Annotated in this window: 22 protein-coding genes; 10 read left to right on the top strand and 12 right to left on the bottom strand. The window is 71.7% G+C overall.

Going from position 1 to position 24904, the window contains the following annotated elements; all coding sequences use genetic code 11:
- Window positions 1-7: 7 nt before the first annotated feature.
- Window positions 8-1828, bottom strand: a complete 1821-nt coding sequence (gene ggt, locus OHB09_RS26920; protein WP_191851891.1) for a gamma-glutamyltransferase — start codon at window positions 1826-1828, stop codon at window positions 8-10.
- Window positions 1829-2002: 174 nt separating this feature from the next.
- Here ggt and OHB09_RS26915 point away from each other — a divergent pair, with 174 nt between their 5' ends.
- A complete protein-coding gene (locus OHB09_RS26915; RefSeq protein ID WP_006143003.1) occupies window positions 2003-2764 on the top strand; it encodes a hypothetical protein in 762 nt (253 codons plus the stop codon).
- Between the two features lie 489 nt (window positions 2765-3253).
- On the opposite strand, the gene OHB09_RS26910 is transcribed toward OHB09_RS26915, so the two are convergent.
- Window positions 3254-3697 (bottom strand): DUF6278 family protein, encoded by a 444-nt coding sequence (locus OHB09_RS26910; protein ID WP_040896629.1) that lies wholly within the window; start codon window positions 3695-3697, stop codon window positions 3254-3256.
- Window positions 3698-3891: 194 nt separating this feature from the next.
- Here OHB09_RS26910 and OHB09_RS26905 point away from each other — a divergent pair, with 194 nt between their 5' ends.
- Window positions 3892-5682 (top strand): SGNH/GDSL hydrolase family protein, encoded by a 1791-nt coding sequence (locus tag OHB09_RS26905; protein ID WP_328922673.1) that lies wholly within the window; start codon window positions 3892-3894, stop codon window positions 5680-5682.
- Window positions 5683-5811: 129 nt separating this feature from the next.
- Here the strand turns inward: OHB09_RS26905 and OHB09_RS26900 are convergent, their stop codons facing one another.
- The 3 genes from OHB09_RS26900 to pcaDC form a co-directional block, all read right to left on the bottom strand.
- Window positions 5812-6591, bottom strand: a complete 780-nt coding sequence (locus OHB09_RS26900) for an exodeoxyribonuclease III (protein WP_328922672.1) — start codon at window positions 6589-6591, stop codon at window positions 5812-5814.
- A gap of 89 nt (window positions 6592-6680) precedes the next feature.
- Window positions 6681-7316, bottom strand: a complete 636-nt coding sequence (locus tag OHB09_RS26895) for an MBL fold metallo-hydrolase (RefSeq protein ID WP_006143007.1) — start codon at window positions 7314-7316, stop codon at window positions 6681-6683.
- 47 nt (window positions 7317-7363) lie between these two features.
- On the bottom strand, window positions 7364-8662 hold the full coding sequence (gene pcaDC, locus OHB09_RS26890; RefSeq protein ID WP_191851893.1) for a bifunctional 3-oxoadipate enol-lactonase/4-carboxymuconolactone decarboxylase PcaDC: 1299 nt from the start codon (window positions 8660-8662) through the stop codon (window positions 7364-7366).
- 579 nt (window positions 8663-9241) lie between these two features.
- On the opposite strand from pcaDC, the gene OHB09_RS26885 reads away from it, so the two are divergent.
- Window positions 9242-10927 (top strand): ribonuclease J, encoded by a 1686-nt coding sequence (locus tag OHB09_RS26885; protein WP_040896703.1) that lies wholly within the window; start codon window positions 9242-9244, stop codon window positions 10925-10927.
- 165 nt (window positions 10928-11092) lie between these two features.
- On the opposite strand, the gene OHB09_RS26880 is transcribed toward OHB09_RS26885, so the two are convergent.
- Window positions 11093-11347: an ATP-binding protein gene (locus tag OHB09_RS26880; protein WP_006143221.1), complete on the bottom strand. Its 255-nt coding sequence runs from the start codon at window positions 11345-11347 to the stop codon at window positions 11093-11095.
- On the opposite strand from OHB09_RS26880, the gene OHB09_RS26875 reads away from it, so the two are divergent.
- Window positions 11252-11575: a hypothetical protein gene (locus OHB09_RS26875; protein ID WP_240964420.1), complete on the top strand. Its 324-nt coding sequence runs from the start codon at window positions 11252-11254 to the stop codon at window positions 11573-11575. The two genes, OHB09_RS26880 and OHB09_RS26875, sit on opposite strands and share 96 nt — an antisense overlap.
- A 267-nt stretch (window positions 11576-11842) precedes the next feature.
- Here OHB09_RS26875 and OHB09_RS26870 read toward each other — a convergent pair whose 3' ends face one another.
- The 6 genes from OHB09_RS26870 to OHB09_RS26840 form a co-directional block, all read right to left on the bottom strand.
- The gene (locus OHB09_RS26870; RefSeq protein WP_006143223.1) at window positions 11843-12046 is read right to left on the bottom strand and encodes a cold-shock protein; all 204 of its coding nucleotides are present in this window, start codon (window positions 12044-12046) and stop codon (window positions 11843-11845) included.
- Between the two features lie 243 nt (window positions 12047-12289).
- On the bottom strand, window positions 12290-12655 hold the full coding sequence (locus OHB09_RS26865) for a MerR family transcriptional regulator (protein ID WP_328728140.1): 366 nt from the start codon (window positions 12653-12655) through the stop codon (window positions 12290-12292).
- Between the two features lie 551 nt (window positions 12656-13206).
- Window positions 13207-13515 (bottom strand): SCO5918 family protein, encoded by a 309-nt coding sequence (locus OHB09_RS26855; protein WP_006143226.1) that lies wholly within the window; start codon window positions 13513-13515, stop codon window positions 13207-13209.
- A gap of 50 nt (window positions 13516-13565) precedes the next feature.
- Entirely contained in the window at window positions 13566-13970 is a 405-nt protein-coding gene (locus OHB09_RS26850) for a CBS domain-containing protein (RefSeq protein WP_191851895.1), read from the bottom strand.
- A 47-nt stretch (window positions 13971-14017) separates the two neighbouring features.
- Window positions 14018-15511 carry a DEAD/DEAH box helicase gene (locus OHB09_RS26845; protein WP_328922671.1) on the bottom strand — a complete coding sequence of 498 codons (1494 nt, stop codon included), beginning with the start codon at window positions 15509-15511 and terminating at the stop codon, window positions 14018-14020.
- Between the two features lie 350 nt (window positions 15512-15861).
- Window positions 15862-16065, bottom strand: coding sequence for a cold-shock protein (locus tag OHB09_RS26840; protein WP_003973099.1), 204 nt, complete (start codon window positions 16063-16065; stop codon window positions 15862-15864).
- 1023 nt (window positions 16066-17088) lie between these two features.
- Here OHB09_RS26840 and OHB09_RS26835 point away from each other — a divergent pair.
- From OHB09_RS26835 to OHB09_RS26810, 6 genes are all read left to right on the top strand, one after another.
- Window positions 17089-17262, top strand: coding sequence for a hypothetical protein (locus tag OHB09_RS26835; RefSeq protein ID WP_319118845.1), 174 nt, complete (start codon window positions 17089-17091; stop codon window positions 17260-17262).
- A gap of 202 nt (window positions 17263-17464) precedes the next feature.
- Window positions 17465-18922 (top strand): aldehyde dehydrogenase family protein, encoded by a 1458-nt coding sequence (locus OHB09_RS26830; protein WP_328922670.1) that lies wholly within the window; start codon window positions 17465-17467, stop codon window positions 18920-18922.
- Between the two features lie 318 nt (window positions 18923-19240).
- Window positions 19241-19600, top strand: a complete 360-nt coding sequence (locus OHB09_RS26825; protein WP_234527181.1) for a hypothetical protein — start codon at window positions 19241-19243, stop codon at window positions 19598-19600.
- Entirely contained in the window at window positions 19597-20838 is a 1242-nt protein-coding gene (locus OHB09_RS26820) for a low temperature requirement protein A (protein ID WP_328922669.1), read from the top strand. The genes OHB09_RS26825 and OHB09_RS26820 overlap by 4 nt, the downstream gene beginning before the upstream one ends.
- A 162-nt stretch (window positions 20839-21000) precedes the next feature.
- Entirely contained in the window at window positions 21001-23784 is a 2784-nt protein-coding gene (locus OHB09_RS26815; protein ID WP_328922668.1) for an ATP-binding protein, read from the top strand.
- A 161-nt stretch (window positions 23785-23945) separates the two neighbouring features.
- Complete coding sequence (locus OHB09_RS26810; protein WP_191851900.1) at window positions 23946-24770, top strand: alpha/beta fold hydrolase; 825 nt, start codon at window positions 23946-23948, stop codon at window positions 24768-24770.
- The last annotated feature ends 134 nt before the right edge of the window (window positions 24771-24904 follow it).

Genomic DNA, 24904 nt, shown 5'->3' with positions numbered 1-24904 from the left:
AGGGCAATCAGCGACCCGGTCGTACGACCATCGCCGAGCCGCCTCCCCGGCGGACCCTCTCCGCCGCGGCGAGCCACGTGCCGTCCGACAGCCGCTGTACGCCCGTCGCCGCGCCGATCTCCGGGTTCAGGGAGAACGCGTGGCCGAGCGCCTCCAGGCGGGCCCGTTCCGCGCTGTCGTACAGGCCCGGTTCCAGCTCGGTCTTCGCCGCGTTGCGCTGGCTGGCGCGGGGCGCGGCGATCGCGTCGACGAGCGGCATACCGCGGTCGAGGAAGTTGGTCAGGGTCTGCAGCACGGTGGTGATGATGGTCGCGCCGCCGGGCGAACCGACCGCGACCACTGGCCTGTTCTGCTTGTCCAGCACGATCGTCGGGGAGATCGACGAGCGCGGCCGCTTGCCGGGCCCGGGCAGGTTCGGGTCGTGGACGGCCGGGTTGGCGGGGGCGAAGGAGAAGTCGGTCAGCTCGTTGTTGAGCAGGAAGCCGCGGCCGGGCACGGTGATGCCGCTGCCGCCGGTCTGCTCGATGGTGAGGGTGTAGGAGACGACGTTGCCCCACTTGTCGGCCGTGGTGAGGTGGGTGGTGTTCTCCCCCTCGTAGGTCGTCGGGGCGGCCGTGCCGCCGGCGCCGCAGGCGGCCGGGTGGCGCGGGTCCCCGGGGGCGAGCGGGCTGGTCAGGACGGCGTCGTCCTTGATGAGGCAGCCGCGGGAGTCGGCGAACCGCTTGGAGAGCAGCTCCTCGGTGGGGACGTTCTCGAAGGCGGGATCGCCCACCCAGCGGCCCCGGTCCGCGAAGGCGATGCGGCTCGCCTCGATGTAGCGGTGCAGGTACTGGGTGCGGCTCGCCTTGGAGAGGTTGCTCCGCTCCAGGATGTTGAGCGCCTCGCCGACGGTGGTGCCGCCGGAGGAGGAGGGGGCGATGGAGTAGACGCCGAGGCCCCGGTACGTCGTCCGCGTGGGCGCCTGGACCTTGGCCCGGTAGGCGGTCAGGTCCTTGCGGCTCAGCTCGCCGGGGCGGGCGTTGTAGCCGGAGGCGGGGTCGACGGGCGGCTTCCGGACGGTGGCGACGATGTCCTCGCCGAGGTCGCCGCGGTAGATCGCGCCGACGCCCTTCCGGGCCAGCTCGCGGTAGGTGCGGGCGAGGTCGGGGTTGGTGAACGTGGAGCCCACGACGGGCAGTCGGCCGCCGGGGAGGAACAGCTTCGCGGTGGCGGGGAAGTTGCGGAACCGGGCCTCGTTGGAGGCGGTCTGGGAGCGGAAGGTCTCGTCGACGGTGAAGCCCTTGCGGGCGAGGCGCTCGGCGGGCGCGAGGACCGTGCCGAGGTGCTGCCTGCCCCACCGGTCCAGCGCCGTCTGCCAGGTGGCGGGGGTGCCGGGGGTGCCGACGCCCAGCCCGCTGGTGACGGCGTCCGCGAAGGCGAGCGGCTTGCCGTCCTCCACGAAGAGGTTCTTGTCGGCGGTGAGCGGCGCGGTCTCACGCCCGTCGATGGTGTGCACCGTGCGGGAGCGGGCGTCGTAGTAGACGAAGTAGCCGCCTCCGCCGACGCCGGAGGAGTAGGGCTCGGTGACGCCGAGCGCGGCGGCGGTGGCGACGGCCGCGTCGACCGCGTTGCCGCCCTTCCTGAGCACCTCGATGCCGGCCGCCGAGGCGTCCGCGTCGACGCTCGCCACGGCGCCGCCGTGGCCCACGGCGACCGGGACCTTCGCCGGTGTCGTGCTCGTGGCGGGGCCATGGCCCGGCGGCGCGGACGGGGGCGCCGCGGCCCCCACCGACACCACCGCGGCCGAGACCGCCAGTACCGCCCACTTCCGAGCGACGGGACGACGCATGCGTACCTCCAGTCAAGAACCGTCCGCGCAGCGTAACTCCGTACCACCATGACCGCGAGGACGCCTGGTGCCCGACGGGCGGGAGTTCACGGACCGTTCACGGGAACCCTCTCGTACCCTGCTCGCGGAGTCCGTCGAACACCGTTGCGGCCGGGACCGCTAGCATGCGCGGCCATGACAGACGACGTCCGCAACATCGTCCTGGGTGTGATCGCCGCGGGCATCAGCGCCTCGCTCGGCTGGATCGCCCGCACCTACCTGTGGAAGCGCAAGCTCCGGCGCAAGCAGGCCTTCTTCGGGCTGCCCGCCAACTCGGAGTCGCTGCTCGTGGTCAACCGGGACGCGGGCAGCACGGACCTGGCGGTGCACCGCCATGACGTGTTCGCGCTGCTCGAACTGTCCGCGCTCATCAAGGACTGCGGTGCGAACGCGCAGGTCGTCACGCAGGACGCGGCCCAGCAGGGCTTCGGCGAGCGCACCGAGTTCTGCGTCGGCGGGCCGGGCTCGAACCGCCGGATGGCGGCGCACATGCAGGCGATGCTGCCCGGCATACGCGTCCACACCGATCCCGAACCGGTCGTGGACCGGGCGGCGTTCCGCATCGGCGGCGAGCGGTACCGGATGGAGCCCGGGATCACCGAGTACGTGCTCCTCGCGCGGCTCACGGCCGGTCAGCCCGACCAGGTGCGGCCGGTGTTCCTGTTCTCCGGGCAGCGGGCCATCACCAACCAGGCTGCCACCCGCTATCTCGCCCGCCATCACACGCGGCTGGCCCGCAAGTACGGCAACGGCACCTTCGTGCTGCTGCTGAAGGTGGTCAACTCCCAGGCGTACGGGCCGGACGTGGTCGAACTGGTCGCGGACGTGACCCGTGCGGCGCTTGCCCCGCTGCCCGCCGAACCGGCGGCGGAGCGCCCCTCGCACCGGGCGGGCTGAGGGCGACGCCGAAGGCGCTGTGGGGGCCGGGGGGGAACGTGGTCACCGGGAGCCCGGCCCGTCCGGCGTGCAACTGACCTTCTTCTCGTCGGCGGCCGCCCCGTCGTGCGGGTCGGTTCCACCGAGCGAGCAGTGATCATCGGCTGCCGCCGGACAAGGCCGGCCGGGTGCGGTGCGCTGCTCCCCCTGGTGACGCGTGCCGTTCGATCGACGGACCGACAGCCGTGCGGGGTCAGCCTACTCGCTGCGGGCGCGGGCCTCCCGTACGGGCGCGGATCGTGGCGCGCGCGGGAGGGCGCGCGGGCGCGCCGGACCGGGAGCGTGCGGGGTCCGGCGTCCGTCGGTCGGGGGTACGGGGCCGCCGGTCGGGCGTGCGGAGCCGCCGGGTCGGGGGTGCGGAGCCGCCGGGTCGGGGGTGCGCATGGGCGGTCCGGCCGCCGGGGCCGGGGCCCGTGTGCGCGTGGCCGTCCGCCGGGCCGGGGCGTGGGCTCAGGCCACTTCGGCGTAGACCTGGGAGAGTTCGGGCGCGCCGGTCATCGCCCAGTCCTGGCCCTCCGTCACCACGTCGACCTCCCGTCCGGTGGCGAGCAGCACGACGGGATGGCCGTCCCGCAGTTCCCACACGGCGCCGGGCACCGTGCGCACGATGACCGTGCCGAGGTACAGCCCCGCGTCGTTGCCGAGCCAGGGCAGCAGCTCCTCGTCGTCCCGCCAGCCCGGGACCATCTGGTCCAGGGCCTCCAGCGAGGCCGCGCTGTCGTCCAGGTCGACCCCCGCCCGCTCGGCCTGTGCGCGCAGCAGCTCGCACTCGGCCAGCAGCGCGGCGATCCCCTCGTCGGCGGAGCCGGCGGAGTCGCCGGCGATCGCCACCGCGCCCCCGGTGGCCTTCGCACCGTCGTGCTTGCGCCAGTTGCCCAGGAAAGGGATGTTCATACGTCCAGCGTCCCACCGTCCGCCCTGTCCGCTCCACAGGTGGGCGGTACCGGTGTGTTCACCCTCGCTTCGTTGACGAGTCACTTCCGTGTCCTTAGCTTCTAGGCACATCTGTCGTCGCGTCAGTTCACTTCAGTAGACGGGTTTCCGGGCTGATCGGCTCCCGGCGGAGCCGTCGGACAGGAAGGAGCCCCGTGGTGCGCCTGCGTCTGGGGTGGGTGGCCGTGGTCCTCGGGGTGTGTGCGGCTGCCGTGCTGCCCGGTGTGCCGGCCCGCGCGGCTCCCGGGAAGGGGCCCGCCTCCGCCCTGGCTCCGGCCACGTCGCTCGCACGCCTGTTCGACAACGTGGCGGTGGGCGAGGACTCCCGGCCGGGCACCGCGGACTTCGACGGAGCCGGACGCTCACTGTCGGCGGGCGACCTCGCGGCGGCCGGCTGGACCCCGGGACGCGTGCTGACCGTCCGGGGCGCCCGGCTCACCTGGCCGCGCACGGCCCCGGGCGCGCCGGACAACGTGCGGGCCGCCGGGCAGTCGGTACGGCTGCGGGGCCGCGGTGAGGCGCTCGCGTTCCTCGTCGCCGGCACCGCGGCCCGGGGCGCCGACGCGGGCGGCGCGGGCACGGTGCGGTACGCGGACGGCTCGCGCTCGGCCTACCGGCTGACCGCCCCGGACTGGCGCACCGGCCCCCTGGCCACCAAGGCGGTCGCGCTGCCGCACGTCAACACCCCCGCCGGGCCGCTCGCCGAGCGGGCGCGGCTGTACGTGGTGACGGTGCCGCTGGCGCACGGCCGGACGGTGGCCTCCGTCGTGCTGCCCCGCGACCGGGCGCTGCACGTGTTCGCGCTGTCCCTGCGGCCGGGCGGACGCGGCTGGACGGGAAGCTGGGCCGCCGCGACCTCCGGGTACACCCCGGTGGGCCCGTGGACCGACCGCACCCTGCGGCTCGTCGTGCACACCTCGGCGGGCGGACCCCGGGCACGGCTGCGGTTCGAGAACACCTTCGCCGCGGCGCCGGTGCGGATCGGCGGCGCGACGGTGGCGGTGCGGGGCGAGGGGGCGGCGACCGCCGGAGCGCCGGTGCCGCTGACGTTCGGCGGGGCGCGGGGGGTCACGGTTCCGGCCGGTGCGCAGGCGCTCAGCGATCCGGTCGCGTTCGCGGTGCCCGCCGACACCGATCTGCTGGTCAGCTTCCATCTGCCGGGCACCGTGACGGCGGCGCCCGTGCACCGGCTCGCGCTGCAGCGCTCGTACCTCAGCGAGCCGGGCGACCACACCGGCGACACCGGCCCCGGCGCGTACCCGTCGACGCTGACGACGTGGCCCTTCCTCACCGGGGTCGACGTGGGCGGCGGACCCGGCACGGTGGTGGCGCTCGGGGACTCGATCACCGACGGCGAGAAGTCCGGCACGGACGCCAACAGGCGCTGGCCGAACGTGCTGGCCGAACGGCTGCTGCGACAGCACGCGGTCCCCCGCTACGGAGTGCTCGACGAGGGCATCTCCGCGAACCGGGTGGTCGCCGACCGCTACCCGGGCGACGGGGTCTCCACCGACACCGGAGGGGTGAGCGCCCTGCACCGGCTGGACGGCGACGTGCTGGCCCAGACCTCGGTGCGGACCGTCGTGGTCTTCGAGGGCGTCAACGACGTCCGCTGGGGCGCCACGGCGGACGAGGTCGTCGCCGGGCTGCGGGAACTGGCCGCGAGGGCGCACGCGCACGGGGTGCGGGTGCTGGCCGCCACGATCGCGCCCTGCGAGGGCGAGGCCCGGTGCACGGCGGAGGCGGACGCGCGGCGAAGCATCGTCAACGCCTGGCTGCGCGGCTCCGGTGGCACCTTCGACGGGGTCCTCGACTTCGACGCCGTCCTGCGCGACCCGGACCGGCCGGCGCGGCTGCGCCCGGAGTACGACAGCGGTGACCATCTGCACCCCGGCCCCGCGGGGCTGGCCGCGCTGGCGGACTCGGTGGACCTGCGGCTGCTGTGAGGGCCGCGGCGAGGCAGCCGTGCCGGGCGGGACCGGGCCGCGCGAGGCGGACGGGCCGGCGCGCTCGTGCGCGTGGGCTGCCGACGCGAGGGCGCCGGGACGGGGGCGCCGGGACGGGGGCCGCGGGTCTCAGACCTCCAGGTCCACCACCACGGGCGCGTGGTCCGAGGCGCCCTTGCCCTTGCGCTCCTCGCGGTCCACGTAGGCGTCCTGCACGGCCTTGGCGAACGGCTCGTTGCCGTACACCAGGTCGATGCGCATGCCGCGGTTCTTGGGGAAGCAGAGCTGGCGGTAGTCCCAGTAGGTGTAGGGGTGGTCGTACTTCAGCGGGCGCGGGACCACGTCCGTCAGGCCCGCCTCGCGCAGGGAGGCGAGCGCGGCGCGCTCGGCCGGGGTGACGTGGGTGGAGCCCTCGAAGGCGGCGCGGTCGTAGACGTCCTCGTCGGTGGGGGCCACGTTGTAGTCGCCTAGGACGGCGAAGGGGCGGTCCCCCGTCGCGTCCCCGGCGACCGCCGCGCGCAGCGCCTCGAACCACTGGAGCTTGTAGGCGTAGTGCGGGTGGTCGACCTCTCGGCCGTTGGGCACGTACACCGACCACACCCGGACCGGGCCGCAGGTCGCGGAGACCGCGCGGGGCTCCTGGACGCCCTCGTAGCCGGGGTCCCCGGGGAGGCCCTTGACGACGTCCTCCAGACCGACGCGGGAGACCACCGCCACGCCGTTCCACCGGCCCGTCGCGTGCACCGCGGACTCGTAGCCCAGCTCGCGCAGGGCCTCGGACGGGAACTGCTCCTCGGTGGTCTTGGCCTCCTGCACGCACAGCACGTCCGTGCCGCTGCTCTCCAGCCAGGCGAGCAGCCGGGGCAGCCGAGCGGTGATCGAGTTCACGTTCCAGGTCGCGATGCGCATGCCCTACAAACTACCGGGCGGGTCCGACAACGCGTCCCGGACCGGCCTTCGTGCGGCCGCTCCCGGCACACCGGCCGCGGGGCCCCGGCTCAGAGCTCGGCCGAGGTCCCGGATCCGAGCCGCAGGTGCTCCGTTCCCCCGAGGGCGCCGATCTGATTGTCGTAGATCGGGCGGGCGACGTCCGTCAGGAGCCCGTCGTGGATGTCGTAGGCCCGCCGCGGCTTCACCTCGCGGACGTAGTCGATGACCTCGGCGATCTTGTTCCAGGGGGCCATCACCGGCAGCATCAGCGTCTCGACGGGCCGGTCGGGGACGGTGAGCGCGTCGCCGGGGTGGAAGACCGTGCCGCCGTCGATCAGATAGCCGACGTTGGTGATGCGCGGGATGTCCGGGTGGATCACCGCGTGCAGCTCGCCGTGCACCTGGACGTCGAAGCCCGCCGCGGTGAACGTGTCGCCGTGGCCCACCGTGCGCACCCGGCCGGGGAACGCCGCCGAGAGCTTCTCGGCGACCGCCCGCAGTGTCCAGACGCGTGCCTCCGGGTTGGCCTCCAGACCGGCCCGCAGCCTGCCCTCGTCGAAGTGGTCCGGGTGCTCGTGGGTGACCAGGATCGCGTCCGCGCCGACCGCCGCGTCCTCCTCGCTGAACCCGCCGGGATCGATGACGAGGGTGCGGCCGTCCTTCTCGAGACGGACGCAGGAGTGCGTCTTCTTCGTGAACTTCATGGTTCCATCCTGCCCCCGCCGTGCCGCTCCGACGGCGCCTCGCGCGTTCACTCCTCCGGGGTGGTCTCCTCGCGGATCACCTGCTGGGCGACCCGGAAGGCGGCGTGCGCGGCGGGGATGCCGCAGTAGACGGCGGTCTGCAGCAGCACCTCCTTGATCTCGGCGGGGGTCAGCCCGTTGCGCAGGGCGGCGCGGACGTGCGGGGCGATCTCCTCCGTGTGGCCGCCGGCGACCAGCGCGCCGAGCGTGACACAACTGCGCGCGCGGCGGTCCAGGTCGGGGCGGTCCCAGACGTCGCCCCAGGCGTACCGGGTGACGAAGTCCTGGAAGTCGCCGGAGAACTCGTCCGCGGCGGACAGCACCTGGTCCACGTGCGCGTCCCCGAGCACCTCGCGGCGCACCTTGATCCCGGCCTCGTACGGGTCCCGCGGACCCACCTGCTCGGGCTGGGCGGCCGCCGGGGCGATCGCGGCGAGGGGGGTCGCCGTCGGGGCGGCGGCCGGCACCGGCGTCATCGGTACCGCCGGGATCGGGATGTGGCCGGTCGCCGTGTCGAACACCGGCTGCTGCCACGCGCTGGAGAAATGGCGCACCAGCAGGTCGGTGACGGCGCCGGGCTGTTCGACCGGGACGAGGTGGGAGGCGCCGGGGACGACCGCGAGCCGTGCGTCGGGGATGCCCGCGACCAGGGTGCGGGCCTCGGCCGGGCCGGTGACCTGGTCCTCGGAACCGGCCAGGACGAGCGTGGGCACGCCGATGCGGCCGAGTTCGCCCCGCACGTCGAAGGTGGCCAGGGCCTCGCAGGCGGCGATGTAGCAGCCGGGGTCGGTGGTGCGGACCATCTGCACCGCCCACTCGGTGATCGCGGGCTGCGCGGCGGCGAAACCGCCGGTGAACCAGCGCTCGGGAGACGTGCGGGCGATGGGGTCGAGCCCGTTGCTGCGCACGATCACCCCTCGCTGGCGGAACTCGTCCGCCGTGCCGAACCGGGGCGAGGCGGCGATCAGCACGAGGGAGGCGAGCCGCTCGGGGTGCCGCAGCGCCAGCTCGAGGCCCAGCGCCCCGCCGAACGCGCAGCCCGCGTACCCGAACCGCTGGACCCCGAGCGAGTCCAGCGTGGCCAGCAGCCGCCGGGCGAGGTCGCCGACGGACCCGCCCGGATGCGCGGGGGCGCCGCCGTGCCCGGGCAGATCGAACCGCAGCACTCGCCACTGCGCGGCCAGTTCGGGCACCTGACGGTCCCACATGTGCCATGTGGTGCCCAGTGAGGGACCGAGGATCAGGACCGGGGCCTCTTCCGGCCCGTCAAAGCGGTATTGCAGGGTGTTCGACGGTGTCTCACTCACGCCCCGCACCCTCTCACGTCTCACGGACGCCCCTATAACGCGGGGGCGCGGGAAACCGGTCTGACCAGGTTGAACACCTCGCGGGCTGCGTATCGCTCGAGGCATCGGACAAGTGCCCTCCACGCCGGCCCGGCGCACCGTCCCCCGCCTGCGGGCCCCACACGAGCAGTTGTCGGTAACCGACCGCCGTCGCCGGAAAGGACTCTGTGCCCAGGCCCAGCGGGGAGACCACGGCGGCGACGTGAACCTCGCCGTGCGTGTCCACGCCCAGGACGACCTCACTCCGATTGGGTGGATCCGTGCTCGAGGAGGTGCTGCGCTGTCTGGTCGTCATGGTGGTTCGCCTCCCGCGTGGTGACGTGCCGGGTTGGATGGCACCGGCCTGCCCGGGCGGTCTGTACCGTGATGGCGCCTGGTCGGGCACGCCCCTGTCGAGACAGACCCCTCGGCATCAGCAGCGGACCATCACCGGCCGGCGGTCGGCGAGCGGCAGTACGTCGTCGGCGGCGGTTCGTATCGAGCGCTCAGGTCCCGCAGGCAGTGGATCATCCTGTCCCGCTCTCCGGGTACCGTCAGGCTATGAGTCATCCGCACCCCGAACTGAAAGCCGCCCCTCCCCTTCCCGAAGGAGGTCTGCGTGTCACCGCCCTGGGCGGCCTCGGTGAGATCGGCCGCAACATGACCGTCTTCGAGCACGCGGGCAAGCTGCTCATCGTCGACTGCGGCGTGCTCTTCCCCGAGGAGACCCAGCCCGGCGTGGACGTGATCCTGCCGGACTTCACCTCGATCCGGGACCGGCTGGACGACATCGTGGCCGTGGTCCTCACCCATGGCCACGAGGACCACATCGGCGGCGTGCCGTACTTGCTGCGCGAGCGGTCCGACATCCCGGTCGTCGGCTCCAAGCTGACGCTGGCGTTCCTGGATGCCAAGCTCAAGGAACACGGCATCCGGCCGCGCACGGTGCGGGTGCGGGAGGGCGACCGGCGCGGCTTCGGGCCCTTCGACTGCGAGTTCGTGGCGGTCAACCACTCCATCCCCGACAGCCTCGCGGTCGCGATCCGCACCAGGGCCGGGATGGTGCTGCACACCGGCGACTTCAAGATGGACCAGTTCCCACTCGACGACCGCATCACCGATCTGCGCGCCTTCGCCCGCCTCGGCGAGGAGGGCGTGGACCTGTTCCTCACCGACTCCACCAACGCCGAAGTACCCGGCTTCACCACCTCCGAGCGTGAGCTGAATCCGGCGATCGAGCAGGTGATGCGCACCGCGCCGCGCCGGGTCATCGTCTCCAGCTTCGCCAGCCATGTGCACCGCATCCAGCAGGTCCTGGACGCCGCCCACCAGCACGGCCGCAAGGTCGCCTTTGTCGGCCGTTCGATGGTCCGCAACATGGGCATCGCGCGTGACCTGGGCTATCTGAAGGTCCCCTCCGGTCTGGTCGTGAGCACGAAGGAGCTGGAGAAGCTCCCGGACCACAAGATCACTCTGGTGTGCACCGGCTCCCAGGGCGAACCGATGGCCGCGCTGTCACGGATGGCCAACCGCGACCACGTGATCCGCATCGGCAAGGGCGACACCGTCCTGCTCGCCAGCTCCCTCATCCCCGGCAACGAGAACGCCATCTACCGGGTGATCAACGGACTCACCCGGTGGGGCGCCCACGTGGTCCACAAGGGCAACGCCAAGGTGCACGTCTCCGGGCACGCCAGCGCCGGCGAACTCGTCTACTGCTACAACATCGTCAAACCCCGCAACGTCATGCCCGTGCACGGCGAATGGCGCCACCTGCGGGCCAACGCCGACCTCGCCATCCGCACCGGTGTCGACCCCGACCGGGTCGTCATCGCCGAGGACGGCGTCGTCGTCGACCTCGTCGACGGACGCGCGTCCATCACCGGCAAGGTCCCCGCCGGCAACGTCTACGTGGACGGCATGGAAGTCGGCGGCGCCACCGAAGCGTCCCTCAAGGACCGCCTCGCCCTCGCCGCCGAAGGCGTGGTCACGGTGGTGGCGATCGTCGACGCGGACACCGGCGCCCTCGCCGAGGCCCCCGACTTCCTGGCCCGGGGCTTCGTCCACGACGACGCCACCTTCGAGCCCGTCATCCCCGTCATCGAGAAGACCCTGGCCACCGCAGCCGAGGAAGGCGTCGGGGACGCGCGGCAGCTCGAACAGCTCGTCGCCCGCGCCGTGGCGAACTGGGCGTTCCGCACCTATCGCCGCAAGCCCCTCATCATCCCCGTCATCATCGACGCCTGAGCCACAGCCCGGCAGCACGGTCCCGTTCCGGCCGCGGCGCCGCCGGCATCGAGGTCGGGCACAGGGTCGGCAGCCACCCCAGTAGGTCGGGGTGGCACCGCACTCCACATGAGGAGTCATCGAGAACACATGAGTGAGTGGGCGGGGCCCGCCGCGTTGTCGTGGTCATCCGGGGAGGTGGCGGCGAACGGTAGTGCCGTCGGGGCCGGTGTGGACACGGACGAGGTCCGCAAGTGGGTGGACGAGTAGGAGTCCCCGGCCGCGGGGCTGCGTGGGATGGGACGGGCGGCGACCGGCCAGGGGATCGTTCAGTTGTCCGCTGTCGTGGACCTCGCAGACGATCCGGTCGCTCTCGGCCCCGATCCGCAGCGTGTCCGAACCGGCGCCGTGGACGACGCTGTTGGTGGTCAACTCCGCCACCGCGCTCAGGAGTCGAGGCCGAGTTCGGCCCAGCGCGCAGCGGCCGGGGAGGTGATCGGTCAAGCCCTCGCCGAGTCCGACCATCTGCCTGACCTCAAGACACAGGTCATCGGCGAGTTGTGGCTCCGAGATCTCGAGCTCACCGCCTGGCGCGTTCTGCATGCGGACCGCAGATGGGACGATCCGGATGGACGGCAAGCCTTCCTCGCCGCCTGGACGGGCACCTGACCGTCCCACTGCTCCAAACTGCGCGAACCGAGGCGCCGGGCATAAGGCACCCGAACCGTACAACGTTCGAAGCAACTGAGGTCAACAAGTTCGGCCGAGGTCGCAGTCGCCTCAACACATCAGGGGCCGCGCAGCAATGGCTGCGCGGCCCCTGATCGTGTGCACGCCCGGCACGAGAGCAGACGCTTCGCCCGGTGGGCGGCAGAGCCCGCACGGGTGGCGCTCCCGGAACGCAGTGTGCGCAATCCCTCGGGCAGGTCTGCGAGGTCAGACCAGGTTGATGTTCTCGGCCTGCGGACCCTTCTGGCCCTGGGTGACGTCGAACGTCACGGCCTGGCCCTCCTGGAGCTCACGAAAGCCCGAGGAGTTGATCGCGGAGTAGTGCGCGAAGACGTCCGGGCCGCCGCCGTCCTGGGCGATGAAGCCGAAGCCCTTCTCCGCGTTGAACCACTTCACAGTTCCCGTTGCCATGTCTCATGCCTTCCAGTCGACAAACGCCTCCCACTCCATGTGGCAGGCGGAGGTGATCGCCCTGGTTCCTGCGGCACAGCACAGCAAAGCGCCCACACCGAAGGCGCGGACAGGGGGAAATTCCGAACCACGACAGCTGACACAGAACGCTACACGCCCACACGCCGCGTCACCACAGGAACGATCATGCCGCACGGCAGACCATGCGTGCGGTGCCCGCCGACGTGCACGGGCACGCTCGTCTCACGCTGCTGCGGTCGGGTTCGCCGTCTCCGCGGCGCGGCGGTATTCGGCGTTGAGGCGCTGGGCTTCTTCGAGCTGGTCCTCGCGGATGATGAGGCGACAGGCGGCCTCGATGGGGGTGCCCTGGTCGACGAGTTCCCGGGCGCGGGCGGCGATGCGCGGCTGGTAGCGGGGGTAACGGCGGTGTCCGCCCGCGGAGCGCAGTGGCGTGGTGAGGCGGGCTTCGCCGATGGCGCGGAGGAAGCCCTGGGTGGTGCCGAGCATCTCGGCGGCCCGGCCCATGGTGTAGGCGGGGTAGTCGTCGTCACGGAACCGACTGCGCACCCCGACACCATCGAGGTCGCCGTTCACGATCCCAGTCGGCATGTGCCGCGCATGCTCACCCCTGACCCGAACCACGGTACCGAGGGCTTCGGCCGGCCCATGGTCACCGGCCTCACCCACGCCACGGCGCCCACCCGCCGGGCCTCCGGCAGCGAGACCGTGAGCGCCTTACTTGCCCGGTATCGTCACCGCTCAAGCAGCCGGATGGCCGGCGAACACGGTCCGCCTCATGCCGTAGCCCGACGAGTTGCCGGGTGACGTTGCCGCCCTGTTGGAGTCCGGCCAGAGCAACCAGAAGTCCCTGGCCGCGGTCACCTGTGGCGCTGCCGTCACCGGTCGGCCGGCTGCCGAAGCGGTGTGGAGACTGAGGGTGTCGGATGTGCTGAGGGGTTCCGTCCGCTTGGGCGAGTCCGCCGCCGTCTTCGAGGGCCCCCGTGAAGGAGGACGGGCCGCCCGCGCGTCCGTACTTCCCTGTCGTCCGGATCCTGCAGGGCAACGGTGACGGGAACCGGCTGCACGCGGTGGGGGCCCGACCGGCGTACCGGTCGGGCCCCCACCGCTGCTCAGGTTTCGGCTCGTGTCTGTTTACCCGGTCAGACCGTGACGGGGGTGCCGAGCATCGCGGAAGCGTGCTGCATCGGGCTGACAATGCCCAGGGGCGCTGCCTTGGGAACGGCGCGGCAGGTGAAACCGAGCTGAGCCATGGACCGCAGGACTTCGGCGGCGCTGAAGTCACGTCGGTCCTGGCGCGTGATGACCTGGCCGACCTGCTTGACGGGGTAGTGGCGGCGGCCGATGATCACCGATTCGCCGGTGACCGGTTCGGGCTTGATGCCCTTCATCGATTCCAGCACGCCGCCCTTGGTGAGCTCGAAGGGGAAGCGGGCGATGACGCAGCGCATGTGGCCTCACAGAGAGAAGGGAAGAACGGTCCGACCAGGGGCCAGGTGTTTCAGCGGGAGAGGGCGAGGATGCCCAGGGCGCTGCCTTGCTCGTCGACCACCGGCAGGACACCGAGCCGACGGGTGCGCGTCGCGTGCTCGGCTTCGACCATCGTGGTCACGGGTGAGGCGAACGAACCGCGGTCGCCGAGGATGTCGCGCAGGCGGACACGGTCCGTGTAGTCGGAGCTGTCACGGACGGCGGCGAGTTCGGCATGGGTGACCAGGCCGGTGCACTGGCCGTCCTGATCGCAGACGACCAGTCGGGCCGTGCGGGCAGCGGCCATGACGGCCAGCGCCACCTCGACGCTCATGTCGTCACAGACCTGCGGTCCGGCCGCGTCCATGACCTCCACCGCTGTCCTGTGCGCGGGGTCGGCGTCCGCCGGGCGGGAGTCCGTCTGGATCAGCGTCAAAAGGTGCCTCCTGCAGAGACGGATCGGCTTCCTGATCACTAAAAGTTCTAGGCCACCGCGCCGAAGCCGGACTGGCGTACGGGGGTGCGCCTGGTCGCCGAGGCGGGGCGACGGCGGCCTCGGGAGGTGGCGCTGCGCTTGGGGCGTTCGACCACCGGTGCGGTGATGACGACCGGGATGCCGGACGGGGCCTGGGCGCCGGTGATCCGGCTCAGGGCCTCGTCGCCCGAGCGGATCTGGGTGGTCTGCGGACGGATTCCGGCGTCCGACATCACACGGACCATGCCACGGCGCTGGTTCGGCGTGACCAGGGTGACGACGCTGCCGGACTCGCCGGCGCGGGCGGTCCGGCCGCCGCGGTGGAGGTAGTCCTTGTGGTCGGTCGGCGGATCGACGTTGACGACCAGGTCGAGGTTGTCGACGTGGATGCCGCGCGCCGCGACATTGGTCGCCACCAGCACGGTGACGTGCCCCGTCTTGAACTGCGCCAGCGTGCGGGTGCGCTGCGGCTGCGACTTGCCGCCGTGCAGCGCCGCGGCCCGTACCCCGCTGTTGAGCAGGTCCTGGGTGAGCCGGTCGACGGCGTGCTTGGTGTCCAGGAACATGATCACGCGGCCGTCGCGGGCGGCGATCTGGGTCGTGGCCGCGTGCTTGTCCGCGCCGTGGACGTGCAGGACGTGGTGCTCCATCGTCGTGACCGCACCGGCCGACGGGTCGACCGAATGCACGACGGGGTCGGTCAGGTAGCGGCGTACCAGCAGGTCGACGTTGCGGTCCAAGGTGGCGGAGAACAGCATCCGCTGCCCCTCCGGGCGCACCTGGTCCAGCAGCGCGGTGACCTGGGGCATGAAGCCCATGTCGGCCATCTGGTCGGCCTCGTCCAGCACCGTGATGTCCACGTGGTTCAGCCGGCATTCGCCGCGGTCGATGAGGTCCTTGAGCCGCCCCGGCGTCGCGACGAGGACCTCGGCTCCGCCGCGCAGCGCGCCGGCCTGCCTACCGATCGGCATGCCGCCCACCACCGTGGCCAGCCGCAGCCGCACGGAGCGGGCGTACGGGGTCAGCGCGTCGGTCACCTGCTGTGCCAGCTCACGCGTCGGTACCAGGATCAGCCCCAGCGGCTGGCGGGGTTCGGCACGCTGTCCGGCGGTACGCGCGAGCAGGGCGAGGCCGAAGGCCAGGGTCTTGCCTGACCCGGTGCGGCCGCGGCCCAGAACGTCACGGCCCGCAAGGGAGTTCGGCAGCGTCGCGCCCTGAATCGGGAACGGCGCAGTCACACCCTGCCTGCCGAGTTCGGCCAGCAACTGCTCAGGCATGTCGAGATCGGCGAAGCCATCAACGGCGGGCAGCGCGGGGGTGATCGTCCTGGGCAGGGCAAACTCACCTTGCACGGCGGCGGCCCGACGGCCGTAACCGCCGGAGCGCGCGGGCCCGCCGGTACGGCGCGGTGCCTGCGAGCCGTAGCCGCTGCCGCCCCTTCCGGCGTCGGCACGGCCGTCACGGGAGCGGGTGGGGCGGTCGTTCGTGTACGTGCGGTTCATGCGGAACCTTCCTCGATGTGGCACATATCAAGGAATTCCCGCCGCGATGAACGGCACGGAGAATTACAAGTATGGACCGGTGGCAAAAGAAAGCAGATCTGGCCGGCGGCCAGAAACATCCGTGGGCACAGGTGCTGAAATAGGTGACGCGCTGGGGACCTTGAGGTCCGGGCGCTCGCTGCGAGGCAGCGCTTCAGAACGCGCCTGCGCCCTGGGGGAGGAACCGCTTGTGGTGGTACTGCGGGTTCCTCCGGGGCGTCCCGCGGGCGAAAGCCGCTGCGGGATGCGCGTGCAGCCGGGGCCCGCACCCCGGAAGGATGCGGGCCCCAGCTACGGATTGCGTGTGAGCGTCAGGCCGGAACGATGTTCTCGGCCGTCGGGCCCTTCTGGCCCTGCGCGATGTCGAAGTTCACCTTCTGGCCCTCGAGCAGCTCACGGAAGCCCTGCGCGGCGATGTTCGAGTAGTGGGCGAACACATCGGCGCCGCCACCGTCCTGCTCGATGAAGCCGAAGCCCTTTTCCGCGTTGAACCACTTCACGGTACCAGCAGCCATGTCATATCTCCTTTGGGGCAGTGCATCGGCGTCCGCACTGCGCGGGCACCGTGTCGCCGCGATGATTACCCCGCCCGGAAATGACCGGAAATACAAAAGCCCTCCCGCCCGGCAGAAGCCCGGCGGGGGCACTTGAAGTTTTGGGAACCACAACTGCAACTGAGATAGACAGTAGCACGCCGGAGCCGTCCGTGTGCGTTGGATAATTCCACTCCGCTCTTCGCGGCAAAAACTCCGGCTGCGCGGCCCTCCAAAAACTGATCCCTCGGGAACAGATATTGATTCACTCGCCGTCGAACTTTTCAGACCGGAGACCTCGCAGATCAAACGTTGATCCCGAATCAGCCGTGGGCCCACTGGGGCGCGGCGCCGCCGGAGCGGGCGGCGTCGGTGACCAGCTCGCCGACGATCAGCTCTGGAGGAACGCCGGATGTTCCAGCCCCCGAGGGCTCCTGCAGAAGTTCTTGCAGACTGCGGCCACCGATTTCCGTGACCGGGCGGCCGCCTTCAGCGCCTCCAGCCGTGCCTTCCCACATCACGGCCAGTCCGCGGGTCTGGAACGGATCTCGCGCCGGTGCGCCGGTGCGCCCGTGCGCCGGTGCGCCGGTGCGCCGGTGCGCCGGTGCGCCGGTGCGCCGGTGTGGAAGGACCGCACATCACCAGGCTCAGTTGCAGCTCGGCGGCTTCGAAAGACTCAGCGCCTTCACTCAAGGGCAGCCCCGCACGCACGGACGCCGTGTCGGCTTCGGCGCCGCGCCGTCGTAGGACGGGAGGGCCTCACTGCTCATATCCTTGACGGCGTGGCCGATCTCGCCGTGCACGGTGACCACCCGGATGCCGCTGATAGCGGTGTGGCGGATGACAGTCCGCGGAGACAACCTCGAATTCCACGATTCCCCTTTCCGGCAAGGGATCGGCAAGCAGCGCCCGAGCTGCCTCGGTGCCTGTGATTTAGAGAGTTGGAGCACCCCTGTGACAACGCCGTGCGTGCGCGGTGACGGGGGGGGTCGTGGAGCGGACCGGGTGACTCACCTGCTGTCGAGGCCGGGTGGGAAGGCTTCGGGAGGCCTCTCCTTCAGGGGCTGGTACGGGCTCGTCGTCCGCGGCGTCGGCATCAGCGGCACGACCCGGTTCCTGGGCCGTCTGATCGAGACCGGCGAGTTCACTCGGCGGATCCTTCAACGGCTCGACGGCTGACGGCTGACGGCTGACCGCCACCCGGCCTGCCGGTCTCACCCCGAGGCGATCAGTGAGCCCTCTCCCGGCGTCGGTACTGACGTGAGCGAGCCGTCGGCCGGATGTCAGTCAGCTGACGGAGGCTGTCGGTACGGTGGCCGAGCCATTCTCGTGGAGACATCGAGACCGCCCGGCAGCCGGGCGGGACCATGAGGAGCGGATCATGAACACCATCGCGCAGCACTGGATCGACGGACAGTGGACCGGCTCCGGCTCGGTTCTGGAGTCGATCTCCCCGGCCGACGGCACCGTCGTCGGCTCGTTCTACGACGGTGGCGAGGCGGAGGCCTCCGCCGCCGTGGACGCAGCCGCCGCCGCGTTCGAGACCACCGCATGGGCGCGCACTCCCTCGCTCCGGGCGACCGCGCTCAGCCGGCTGGCCGACGCCCTGGAGGCCCGGGTGCCCGAGGTCGCGGCCATGTTGTCCCGGGAGAACGGCAAGCTGCTGGGTGAGACCACGTGGGAGGTCAGCGGTGCGGTCGGGTGGCTGCGGTACGCGGCGGCCTCCGCGCGCACCCAGACCGCCGGGCGCGCCGCCGAGACGGCACCCGGCCAGTACACGCACTCGGTGCCCGAGCCGCTCGGTGTCGCCGGGATCATCTCCCCCTGGAACTCCCCCATCATGCTGACCGTGCGGGCACTGGGCCCGGCACTGGCGGCCGGCTGCACCGTCGTGGTCAAGCTTCCGGCTCAGACGGCGTTGACCAATGAGCTCTTCGCGCAGGTCCTGGCCTCGGTCCCGGAGATCCCCGCGGGCGTGGTCAGCGTGTTCACCGAGTCCGGCAACACCGGGGCCCCGATCCTGGTCTCCTCGGACAAGGTGGCCGTCATCAACTACACCGGCAGCACGCCGGTCGGGCGCCATATCGCGGCCGCCGCCTCCACCACGCTCAAGCGGCTCGGTCTGGAACTGGGTGGCAAGGCGCCCATGGTGATCTTCCCCGACGCCGATCTGGACATGGTGATCCCGACCGTGGTGCAGTCGCTGGTGCTGATGAACGGGCAGTTCTGCTGCACCGGCTCCCGTGTACTGGTCCACCGGGACATCGCCGACCAGGTGCGCACTCGGCTCACCGCCGCGCTCGCACAGGTACGGCTCGGGTCGGGCGACGACGAGAAGGCCCAGCTCGGCCCGGTGATCGACCGGGCGTCCGCCCAGCGGGTGGACGCGATCGTCGAGGAAGCCGCCTCGTACGGCACGGTGCTGCTGCGCGGCGGTGTGGTCACCGACGGCCCGCTGGCCGACGGCGCGTTCTACCGGCCGAGCCTGATCGAGGTGGACCGCACCGACGTCCGGATCGTGCAGGAGGAGGTCTTCGGCCCGGTCCAGACGTTCGAGATCTTCGACGACGAGGACGACGCCGTGGCCAGGGCGAACGCCACCATCTACGGTCTGGCCGCCTCGGTGTTCAGCTCGGACTCGATGAAGGCCCGCCGGATCGCCCGGCGCATCCGCACCGGCACGGTGTGGATCAACACCTGGGGTGCGATCAGCGAGGACTTCGAAGAGGGCGGCGTCAAGGGAAGCGGTTACGGCTACCTGTGCGGCCCGCGCGCGATCGAGGAGTTCCAGGCTCTCAAGGTGTACGTGGAGCAGGACCACACCCAGTCCGCTCACTGACCGGAACCCGGCCCGGCCCGGCGCCCACCTGGGGGCCGGGCAGCCCCTCTGCGCGAGAAGGGCGCACCAGGGCCCCGTTTCCGATCACCGGAGCGCCGAACGCTCCTGGTCCCGCTCCGGCCGAGGAGCTTGCAGAAGCCGGGCACCGGTTTCCTTCCGCACGGTGGCGACCCGCAGCGACCGGTGCCGATCGCGCACCCCTTCACGGCCGGGCAACACCTCGCCCACCTGTCCGCTCCGGCCGAGACCCAGCGGCTCGCGGACGCGCGGGAACCGTGGAATCACAACGACACGCACCGTCCCGATTCGGAGAGGTCCATGAACGAGAGAACTGTTTCCCGTGCCTACGGTGCCGACGATCCCGGACTGCCGAGCCCACCTGTGGTGACGGATGTCCGGCACACGCTCCGGGAGCGGAGCCACAACGCGTTCGCCGACGCCGAACTGCGGCTCGAGCCCACCGTTCCGGTCGCCGTGCGGCGTTGGAAGCTGTGGCTCCTCACCGTGTGCGGCATCTACCCCACCATCGTCCTGCTGGGCCTGGTCACGAACCCTGTCCTGGAGGATCTGTACCTGCCGGTGCGGCTCGCCGTACTCGTCCCGGCGGCGGCAGCGGCGATGGTCTGGCAGATCAATCCCCGACTGCAGCGGTACTTCGGAGCTTGGCTCACCAGATGACGAGCACCCCGGCTCCGCCGCCGGTGTTCTCCGCGGCGCCCGTACACCACAGACCACTGCGCAGGCTCACGGCGCGAGGCCGCGACGAGCCCCACCGGGGCGTCTCCTCACTGGAGCTCTTCTTCGACCTGTGCTTCATCGTGGCCATGGCCCAGGCGGGCGCCCAGTTGGTGCACGCCCTGGCCGAGGGGCACACGGGCGAGGGGATCCTCAACTACTCGATGATCTTCTTCGCCATCTGGTGGGCGTGGATGAACTTCACCTGGTTCGCCTCGGCCTACGACAACGACGACGTGCTGTACCGGATCGTCACACTGATCCAGATGGCCGGCGTGCTCGTCCTGACGGCGGGCGTCTCCCAGGCGTTCGAGGAACACGCCTATCCGGCCGTCGTCCTGGGATATGTGATCATGCGGCTCGCCATGACGGCGCAGTGGCTGCGCGTGGCGCGATCGAGCCGGGGCCCGGAGCGGACGATGGCGCTGCGGTACGCCGTCGGGCTGTGCCAGATCGGCTGGCTGGGACTGCTGGTCCTGCCGGAGGCCGGCCGCCCGTGGGTCTTCCTGGTGATGGCGCTGCTGGAGATGGCCGTACCGCTGTACGCGGAGCGGGCGCACCCCACGCCCTGGCATCCGCGCCACATCGCCGAACGGTACGGGCTGCTCACGCTCATCGTGCTCGGCGAGACCCTCGCGGCGGCGACCGTCGCCGTGAAGTCGGGGATCGACGAGCACGAAGCCCTGGGCGAGTTGCTGCCCATCGCCGCCGGCGGACTGCTGATCATCTTCGCCGCCTGGTGGATGTACTTCGCGGTCCCCGTCCACGGGCACCTCCGGTCCAACCGGCAGTCCTTCCTCTGGGGCTACGGCCACTACCTGATCTTCGTCTCCGGTGCCGCGATCGGGGCCGGCCTGGAGGTGGCGGTGGAACAGGCGGTGGGCGAGGCGCGCCTTTCGGCACAGTCCGCGTCGGCGGCGGTGACGCTGCCGACAGCGCTGTTCCTGCTCACGGTGTGGGCGCTGCACTCGCGCTTCTACAAGGTGGGGATCGCGCAGCAGTCGGTGCTGCCGGCCACGGCACTCCTGGTGGTCGTCTGTACGTTCCTGGGTCACTGGGCGGTGCTCACGGCCGGGCTGGTCGCGGCGCTGGCGGTGGCGACCGGGGTGACGCTGACGGTGCTCGGGACGAGCCCGGAGCGTGGGAAGGGCGAGGAGAGCGCCACGGTGCCGGTTCCGTGAGAACCCTCGCCGCCGCGGGAATCCGACCGGCACGGCGTACGACGGCGCCCGTCATCGACGGAGCCGAGACCGCCAAGGTCTGCCGGTGGGTGCGATAATCCCTGGTCGAGTGCGTGGCTCGTGGTTCGACGGCCTCGCGAGGCACGGCGAGGAACGCGGCGGATGTGGGCGAGATCAAGGACAGGCACAAGCGTCGGCCCGACCGGGCTGGTCGGCCGGGAGGGCGAGCTCACCGAGCTTGCGGGGTTCCTGGACATGGCCGCGGTGGAGGGGGCCGTCCTGCTGCTCACCGGTGATCCGGGCGTGGGGAAGACGGCGCTCCTCGACGCGACCGCCGAGCTCGCGGCGGCGAAGGGAGTGCGGGTCGTCCGCGGGAGCGGCGTCGAGTACGAGACGGACATCAGCTTCGCGGGGCTCCATCAGCTTGTCGGCTCGCTGCCGGAGGAGCTTGGCCGTCTGCCGCGTTCCACGCGGGAAGCCCTCGATGTCGCCCTCGGTCTCGGCGCCGGCCCCGCGCCGAGCCGGATCGCCGTCCTGAACGCGGCACTGTCCCTGTTCGACGAGGCCGCGAGGGAACAGCCGTTGCTCCTCGTGATCGACGACCTTCATGTCGTCGACCAGGCGAGCCGAGCTGCGGTGAGTTTCGTCGCCAGACGACTGGGCGGTCGCCGCATCGGGTTGCTCGGAGCACAACGAGCGGAGTCCGACGCGTCCTTCCGGTCCACCGGTCTGCCGGAGCTCGAGATCACGCCGCTGGATGCCACGGACGCCCTGCGACTGCTGTCGCGGCGCTTCGCTCACCTTCCCCGCCGGATCCTTTCGGGCGTGGCCCATGAGGCGCAGGGAAATCCCCTGGCGCTGCTCGAATTCGCCGGGTCCGCCGGGGTTCCCGGCGACCGACACGACCAGGGGGCGGGGTGGGCGAGCGGCCCGGGGCGGGACGTGCGCGCCCTGTTCGGCGCCCGCGTCGGACGACTGCCGCACAGAACGCGTGAGGTACTGCTGCTCGCTGCCCTCGAGGGTTCCGGCGACATCGGCGTTCTCGAGGCTGCCGGCGGGCCGGGCGGCCTCGGGGAACTCGCTCCCGCGGAGCGTGACCACCTCGTCATGGTCACGGAGAACGGCCGTGCGGTGCGCTTCAGGCACCCGCTGGTCAGGTCCGCTGTGGTCGACGGCTCCACCGGCGAGCAGCGGCGCGTCGCCCACCGCCGGCTGGCCGAGGCGCTGGCCGACCAGCCCGAGCGCCGCGGTGATCACCTCGCGAGGGCCACGACGGCGCCCGACGAGGCGGTCGCCGCCGTCGTGGAGTCGGCGGCCCGCAGCAGCCTGCGACGCGGTGACGCCGACGGCGCGATCACGCGGCTGCGGCGCGCGGCCGAGCTGAGTCCGGACCAGACGGTCCGCAGGCGCCGCCTGTCGCAGGCCGCCTACGTCGCCGCCTGGGTCACAGGCCATCTGGAGGTCAGCCACGAGATCATGCGTGAGGTCGAGGGCGTTCCGGCGGTCCGGTCGCTCTCGGCGGCCACGACGGCCGGCTTCCTCGTGCTCGTCACGGAAGGGGACGCGGACACCGCCCACGCGCTGTTGATGGAGGCCATCGAGCAGGCGCCGATGTCGCCCGGTCCACCGTCCGGCGAGTTGGAGACCGCGCTGTTCACCCTCACGCTCGCCAGCCAGTACTCGGGACGGCCCGAGCACTGGCAGCCCTTGTCCACGGTCCTGGCGCAGCTTCCCGCGGCGTCGCCCGCCGCCGCGGCGTCCCTGGGGCGCGTCCACCACGACCTCGGCTCCGTCACCGAGGGCATGCTGCGCCGCCTGGACGAGGAGATCGCGCGGCTGAGGGACGAGCCCGACGCCGACGTGGTCATCCGCACCGCCCTGACCGCCTCCTATCTCGACCGGCTTCCGGGTTGTCGCGAGGCCGTGTCCCGGGTCATACGCGACGGCGAAGCGGTGGGGTCGAGCATGCCGGCCCTGATGTTCGTCGCCCTGGACGACCTGTACACCGGCCGGTGGCAGCCGTCGGCCGACGCCGCGGACGAGCTCGTCGCACTGTCCGAGGAGACGGGATACCACTTGTTCGCCCAGGTGGGGCACTACATCGCCGCGATGGTCGCGGCCCTGCGCGGCGACCTCGACGCGTGCCGCCGCCACTGCGAGGCCGTCTGGGGGTGGTCGGGGCCCAGGCGACTGCGGCGGCTGGAGAACTGCGCCCACCAGGCGGCGGCCCTGGCGGCCCTCGGCGCCGCCGACTTCGAGACGGCGTTCCGGCACGCCACAGCGATCTGCGCCCCGGGTGTGCTGCCGCCGTTCAACCCCGAGGCCGTGTGGTCGGCGCCGGACCTCGTCGAGGCCGCCGTGCGCTCCGGGCGGCACGCGGAGGCGCGACGGCACGCGGACGCGCTGCGCGACGCCGGCGTCGGTCACTTCTCCTCGCGGTTCGCGCTGAGCGCCGCCACGGCCACGGCGATGACCTCGGGCGCCGAGGACATGGTCCGGTGCTTCGAGGAGGCGCTCGCACTGCCGGGCGTCGAGCAGTGGCCCTTCGAGGTCGGCCGTGCTCGTCTGGCGTACGGCGAAGGGCTCCGCCGACAAGGGCTCAACCGTGACGCCCGGGTGCAACTGGCCGCCGCCCGCGGCCGCTTCGAGGAGCTCGGGGCCCGTTCGTGGGAAGCCCGGGCCGCGGCGGAGCTCCGCGCCACCGGCATGACGCGGACCGGCCGGGGCAAGGCCGGTGAGGCCCTCACCCCGCAGGAGCTGGAGGTCGCCAGACTGGCTGCGACGGGGCTGTCCAACCCGCAGATCGCGTCGCGTCTGTTCCTATCGCCGCGGACCGTGTCGTCGCATCTCTACCATGTGTTCCCGAAACTGGGGATCGCCTCACGGGCCGAGCTCCGCGACGCACTGGAAGCGCTGCCTCCCGAGCCTCCGGCCACCCGGCCGTGAGAGCCACCGGTCGGGTCTCGGCACTGCCCCGGTACTGAAGCAGGCGAAGCCGTCCGCCGGATGTCAGTCAGCTGACGGAGGCTGTCGGCACGGCGGCCGAGCCATTCTCGTGGAGACATCGAATCCGCCCGGTACCCGGGCGGGACCACGAGGAGCAGACCATGCCGTTCGTCACCGCCAGCGACGGAACCGAGATCTTCTACAAGGACTGGGGCACGGGCCGGCCGGTCATGTTCCACCACGGCTGGCCGCTGAGCTCGGACGACTGGGACGCCCAGCTGCTGTTCCTCGTCCGGCGGGGCTACCGTGTCATCGCCCACGACCGCCGAGGGCACGGGCGCTCCGACCAGGTCGGCCACGGGCACGACATGGACCACTACGCGGCGGACGCCGCCGCCGTGGTGGCCCATCTCGGCCTGCGCGACGTCGTCCACGTCGGTCACTCCACCGGTGGTGGAGAGGTCGCCCGGTACATCGCCCGGCACGGTGCCGGGCGGGTCGCCAAGGCCGTCCTCATCGGAGCGGTCCCGCCGCTCATGGTCCGAACCGAAGCGAACCCGGGAGGGCTGCCGGTCGAGGTCTTCGACGACTTCCGCGAGGCCGTGGCCACCAACCGCTCCCAGTTCTACCTCGACCTCGCCTCCGGGCCGTTCTACGGCTTCAACCGCCCGGGCGCGGACATCTCCCAGGGCGTCATCCAGAACTGGTGGCGTCAGGGGATGGCCGGTGGCGCCCAGGCGCACTACGAGGGGATCGAGGCGTTCTCGGAGACGGACTTCACCGACGACCTCCGGGCGATCGACGTGCCCACGCTCATCATGCACGGCGACGACGACCAGATCGTCCCGATCGCCGACTCCGCCGAGATGGCGGTCACGTTGGTCAAGAACGCGCGCCTGAAGGTCTACCCGGGGCTGTCGCACGGCATGTGCACCGTGAACGCCGACACCGTCAACGCCGACCTCCTCGACTTCCTCGAGAGCTGACACCGGCCCGGTACCGGCACACAGCCCACTACGGGGAGGAGGCCCCCCGGCAGGTGGGACGTCATCTGACTGGTCCGCCGTGACGGCCTCCGCGCGGGACGCTTCGACCGGGCTGGGATCTCCTGGTCCGGCTG

The sequence above is a fragment of the Streptomyces griseoaurantiacus genome, assembly GCF_036189845.1.
GTDB classification, from domain to species: domain Bacteria; phylum Actinomycetota; class Actinomycetes; order Streptomycetales; family Streptomycetaceae; genus Streptomyces; species Streptomyces griseoaurantiacus.
The sequence above is the reverse complement of the archived record's forward strand: the minus strand, read 5'-3'. Positions and strand labels throughout refer to the sequence as shown.

Excerpts from the sequence above, each read along its gene's own strand:
- ggt (WP_191851891.1), bottom strand. The coding sequence starts at position 1,828 with ATGCGTCGTCCCGTCGCTCGGAAGTGGGCGGTACTGGCGGTCTCGGCC.
- OHB09_RS26915 (WP_006143003.1), top strand. The coding sequence starts at position 2,003 with ATGACAGACGACGTCCGCAACATCGTCCTGGGTGTGATCGCCGCGGGC.
- OHB09_RS26910 (WP_040896629.1), bottom strand. The coding sequence starts at position 3,697 with ATGAACATCCCTTTCCTGGGCAACTGGCGCAAGCACGACGGTGCGAAG.
- OHB09_RS26900 (WP_328922672.1), bottom strand. The coding sequence starts at position 6,591 with ATGCGCATCGCGACCTGGAACGTGAACTCGATCACCGCTCGGCTGCCC.
- OHB09_RS26895 (WP_006143007.1), bottom strand. The coding sequence starts at position 7,316 with ATGAAGTTCACGAAGAAGACGCACTCCTGCGTCCGTCTCGAGAAGGAC.
- OHB09_RS26885 (WP_040896703.1), top strand. The coding sequence starts at position 9,242 with ATGAGTCATCCGCACCCCGAACTGAAAGCCGCCCCTCCCCTTCCCGAA.
- OHB09_RS26870 (WP_006143223.1), bottom strand. The coding sequence starts at position 12,046 with ATGGCAACGGGAACTGTGAAGTGGTTCAACGCGGAGAAGGGCTTCGGC.
- OHB09_RS26865 (WP_328728140.1), bottom strand. The coding sequence starts at position 12,655 with ATGCCGACTGGGATCGTGAACGGCGACCTCGATGGTGTCGGGGTGCGC.
- OHB09_RS26855 (WP_006143226.1), bottom strand. The coding sequence starts at position 13,515 with ATGCGCTGCGTCATCGCCCGCTTCCCCTTCGAGCTCACCAAGGGCGGC.
- OHB09_RS26845 (WP_328922671.1), bottom strand. The coding sequence starts at position 15,511 with ATGAACCGCACGTACACGAACGACCGCCCCACCCGCTCCCGTGACGGC.
- OHB09_RS26840 (WP_003973099.1), bottom strand. The coding sequence starts at position 16,065 with ATGGCTGCTGGTACCGTGAAGTGGTTCAACGCGGAAAAGGGCTTCGGC.
- OHB09_RS26830 (WP_328922670.1), top strand. The coding sequence starts at position 17,465 with ATGAACACCATCGCGCAGCACTGGATCGACGGACAGTGGACCGGCTCC.
- OHB09_RS26825 (WP_234527181.1), top strand. The coding sequence starts at position 19,241 with ATGAACGAGAGAACTGTTTCCCGTGCCTACGGTGCCGACGATCCCGGA.
- OHB09_RS26820 (WP_328922669.1), top strand. The coding sequence starts at position 19,597 with ATGACGAGCACCCCGGCTCCGCCGCCGGTGTTCTCCGCGGCGCCCGTA.
- OHB09_RS26815 (WP_328922668.1), top strand. The coding sequence starts at position 21,001 with ATGTGGGCGAGATCAAGGACAGGCACAAGCGTCGGCCCGACCGGGCTG.
- OHB09_RS26810 (WP_191851900.1), top strand. The coding sequence starts at position 23,946 with ATGCCGTTCGTCACCGCCAGCGACGGAACCGAGATCTTCTACAAGGAC.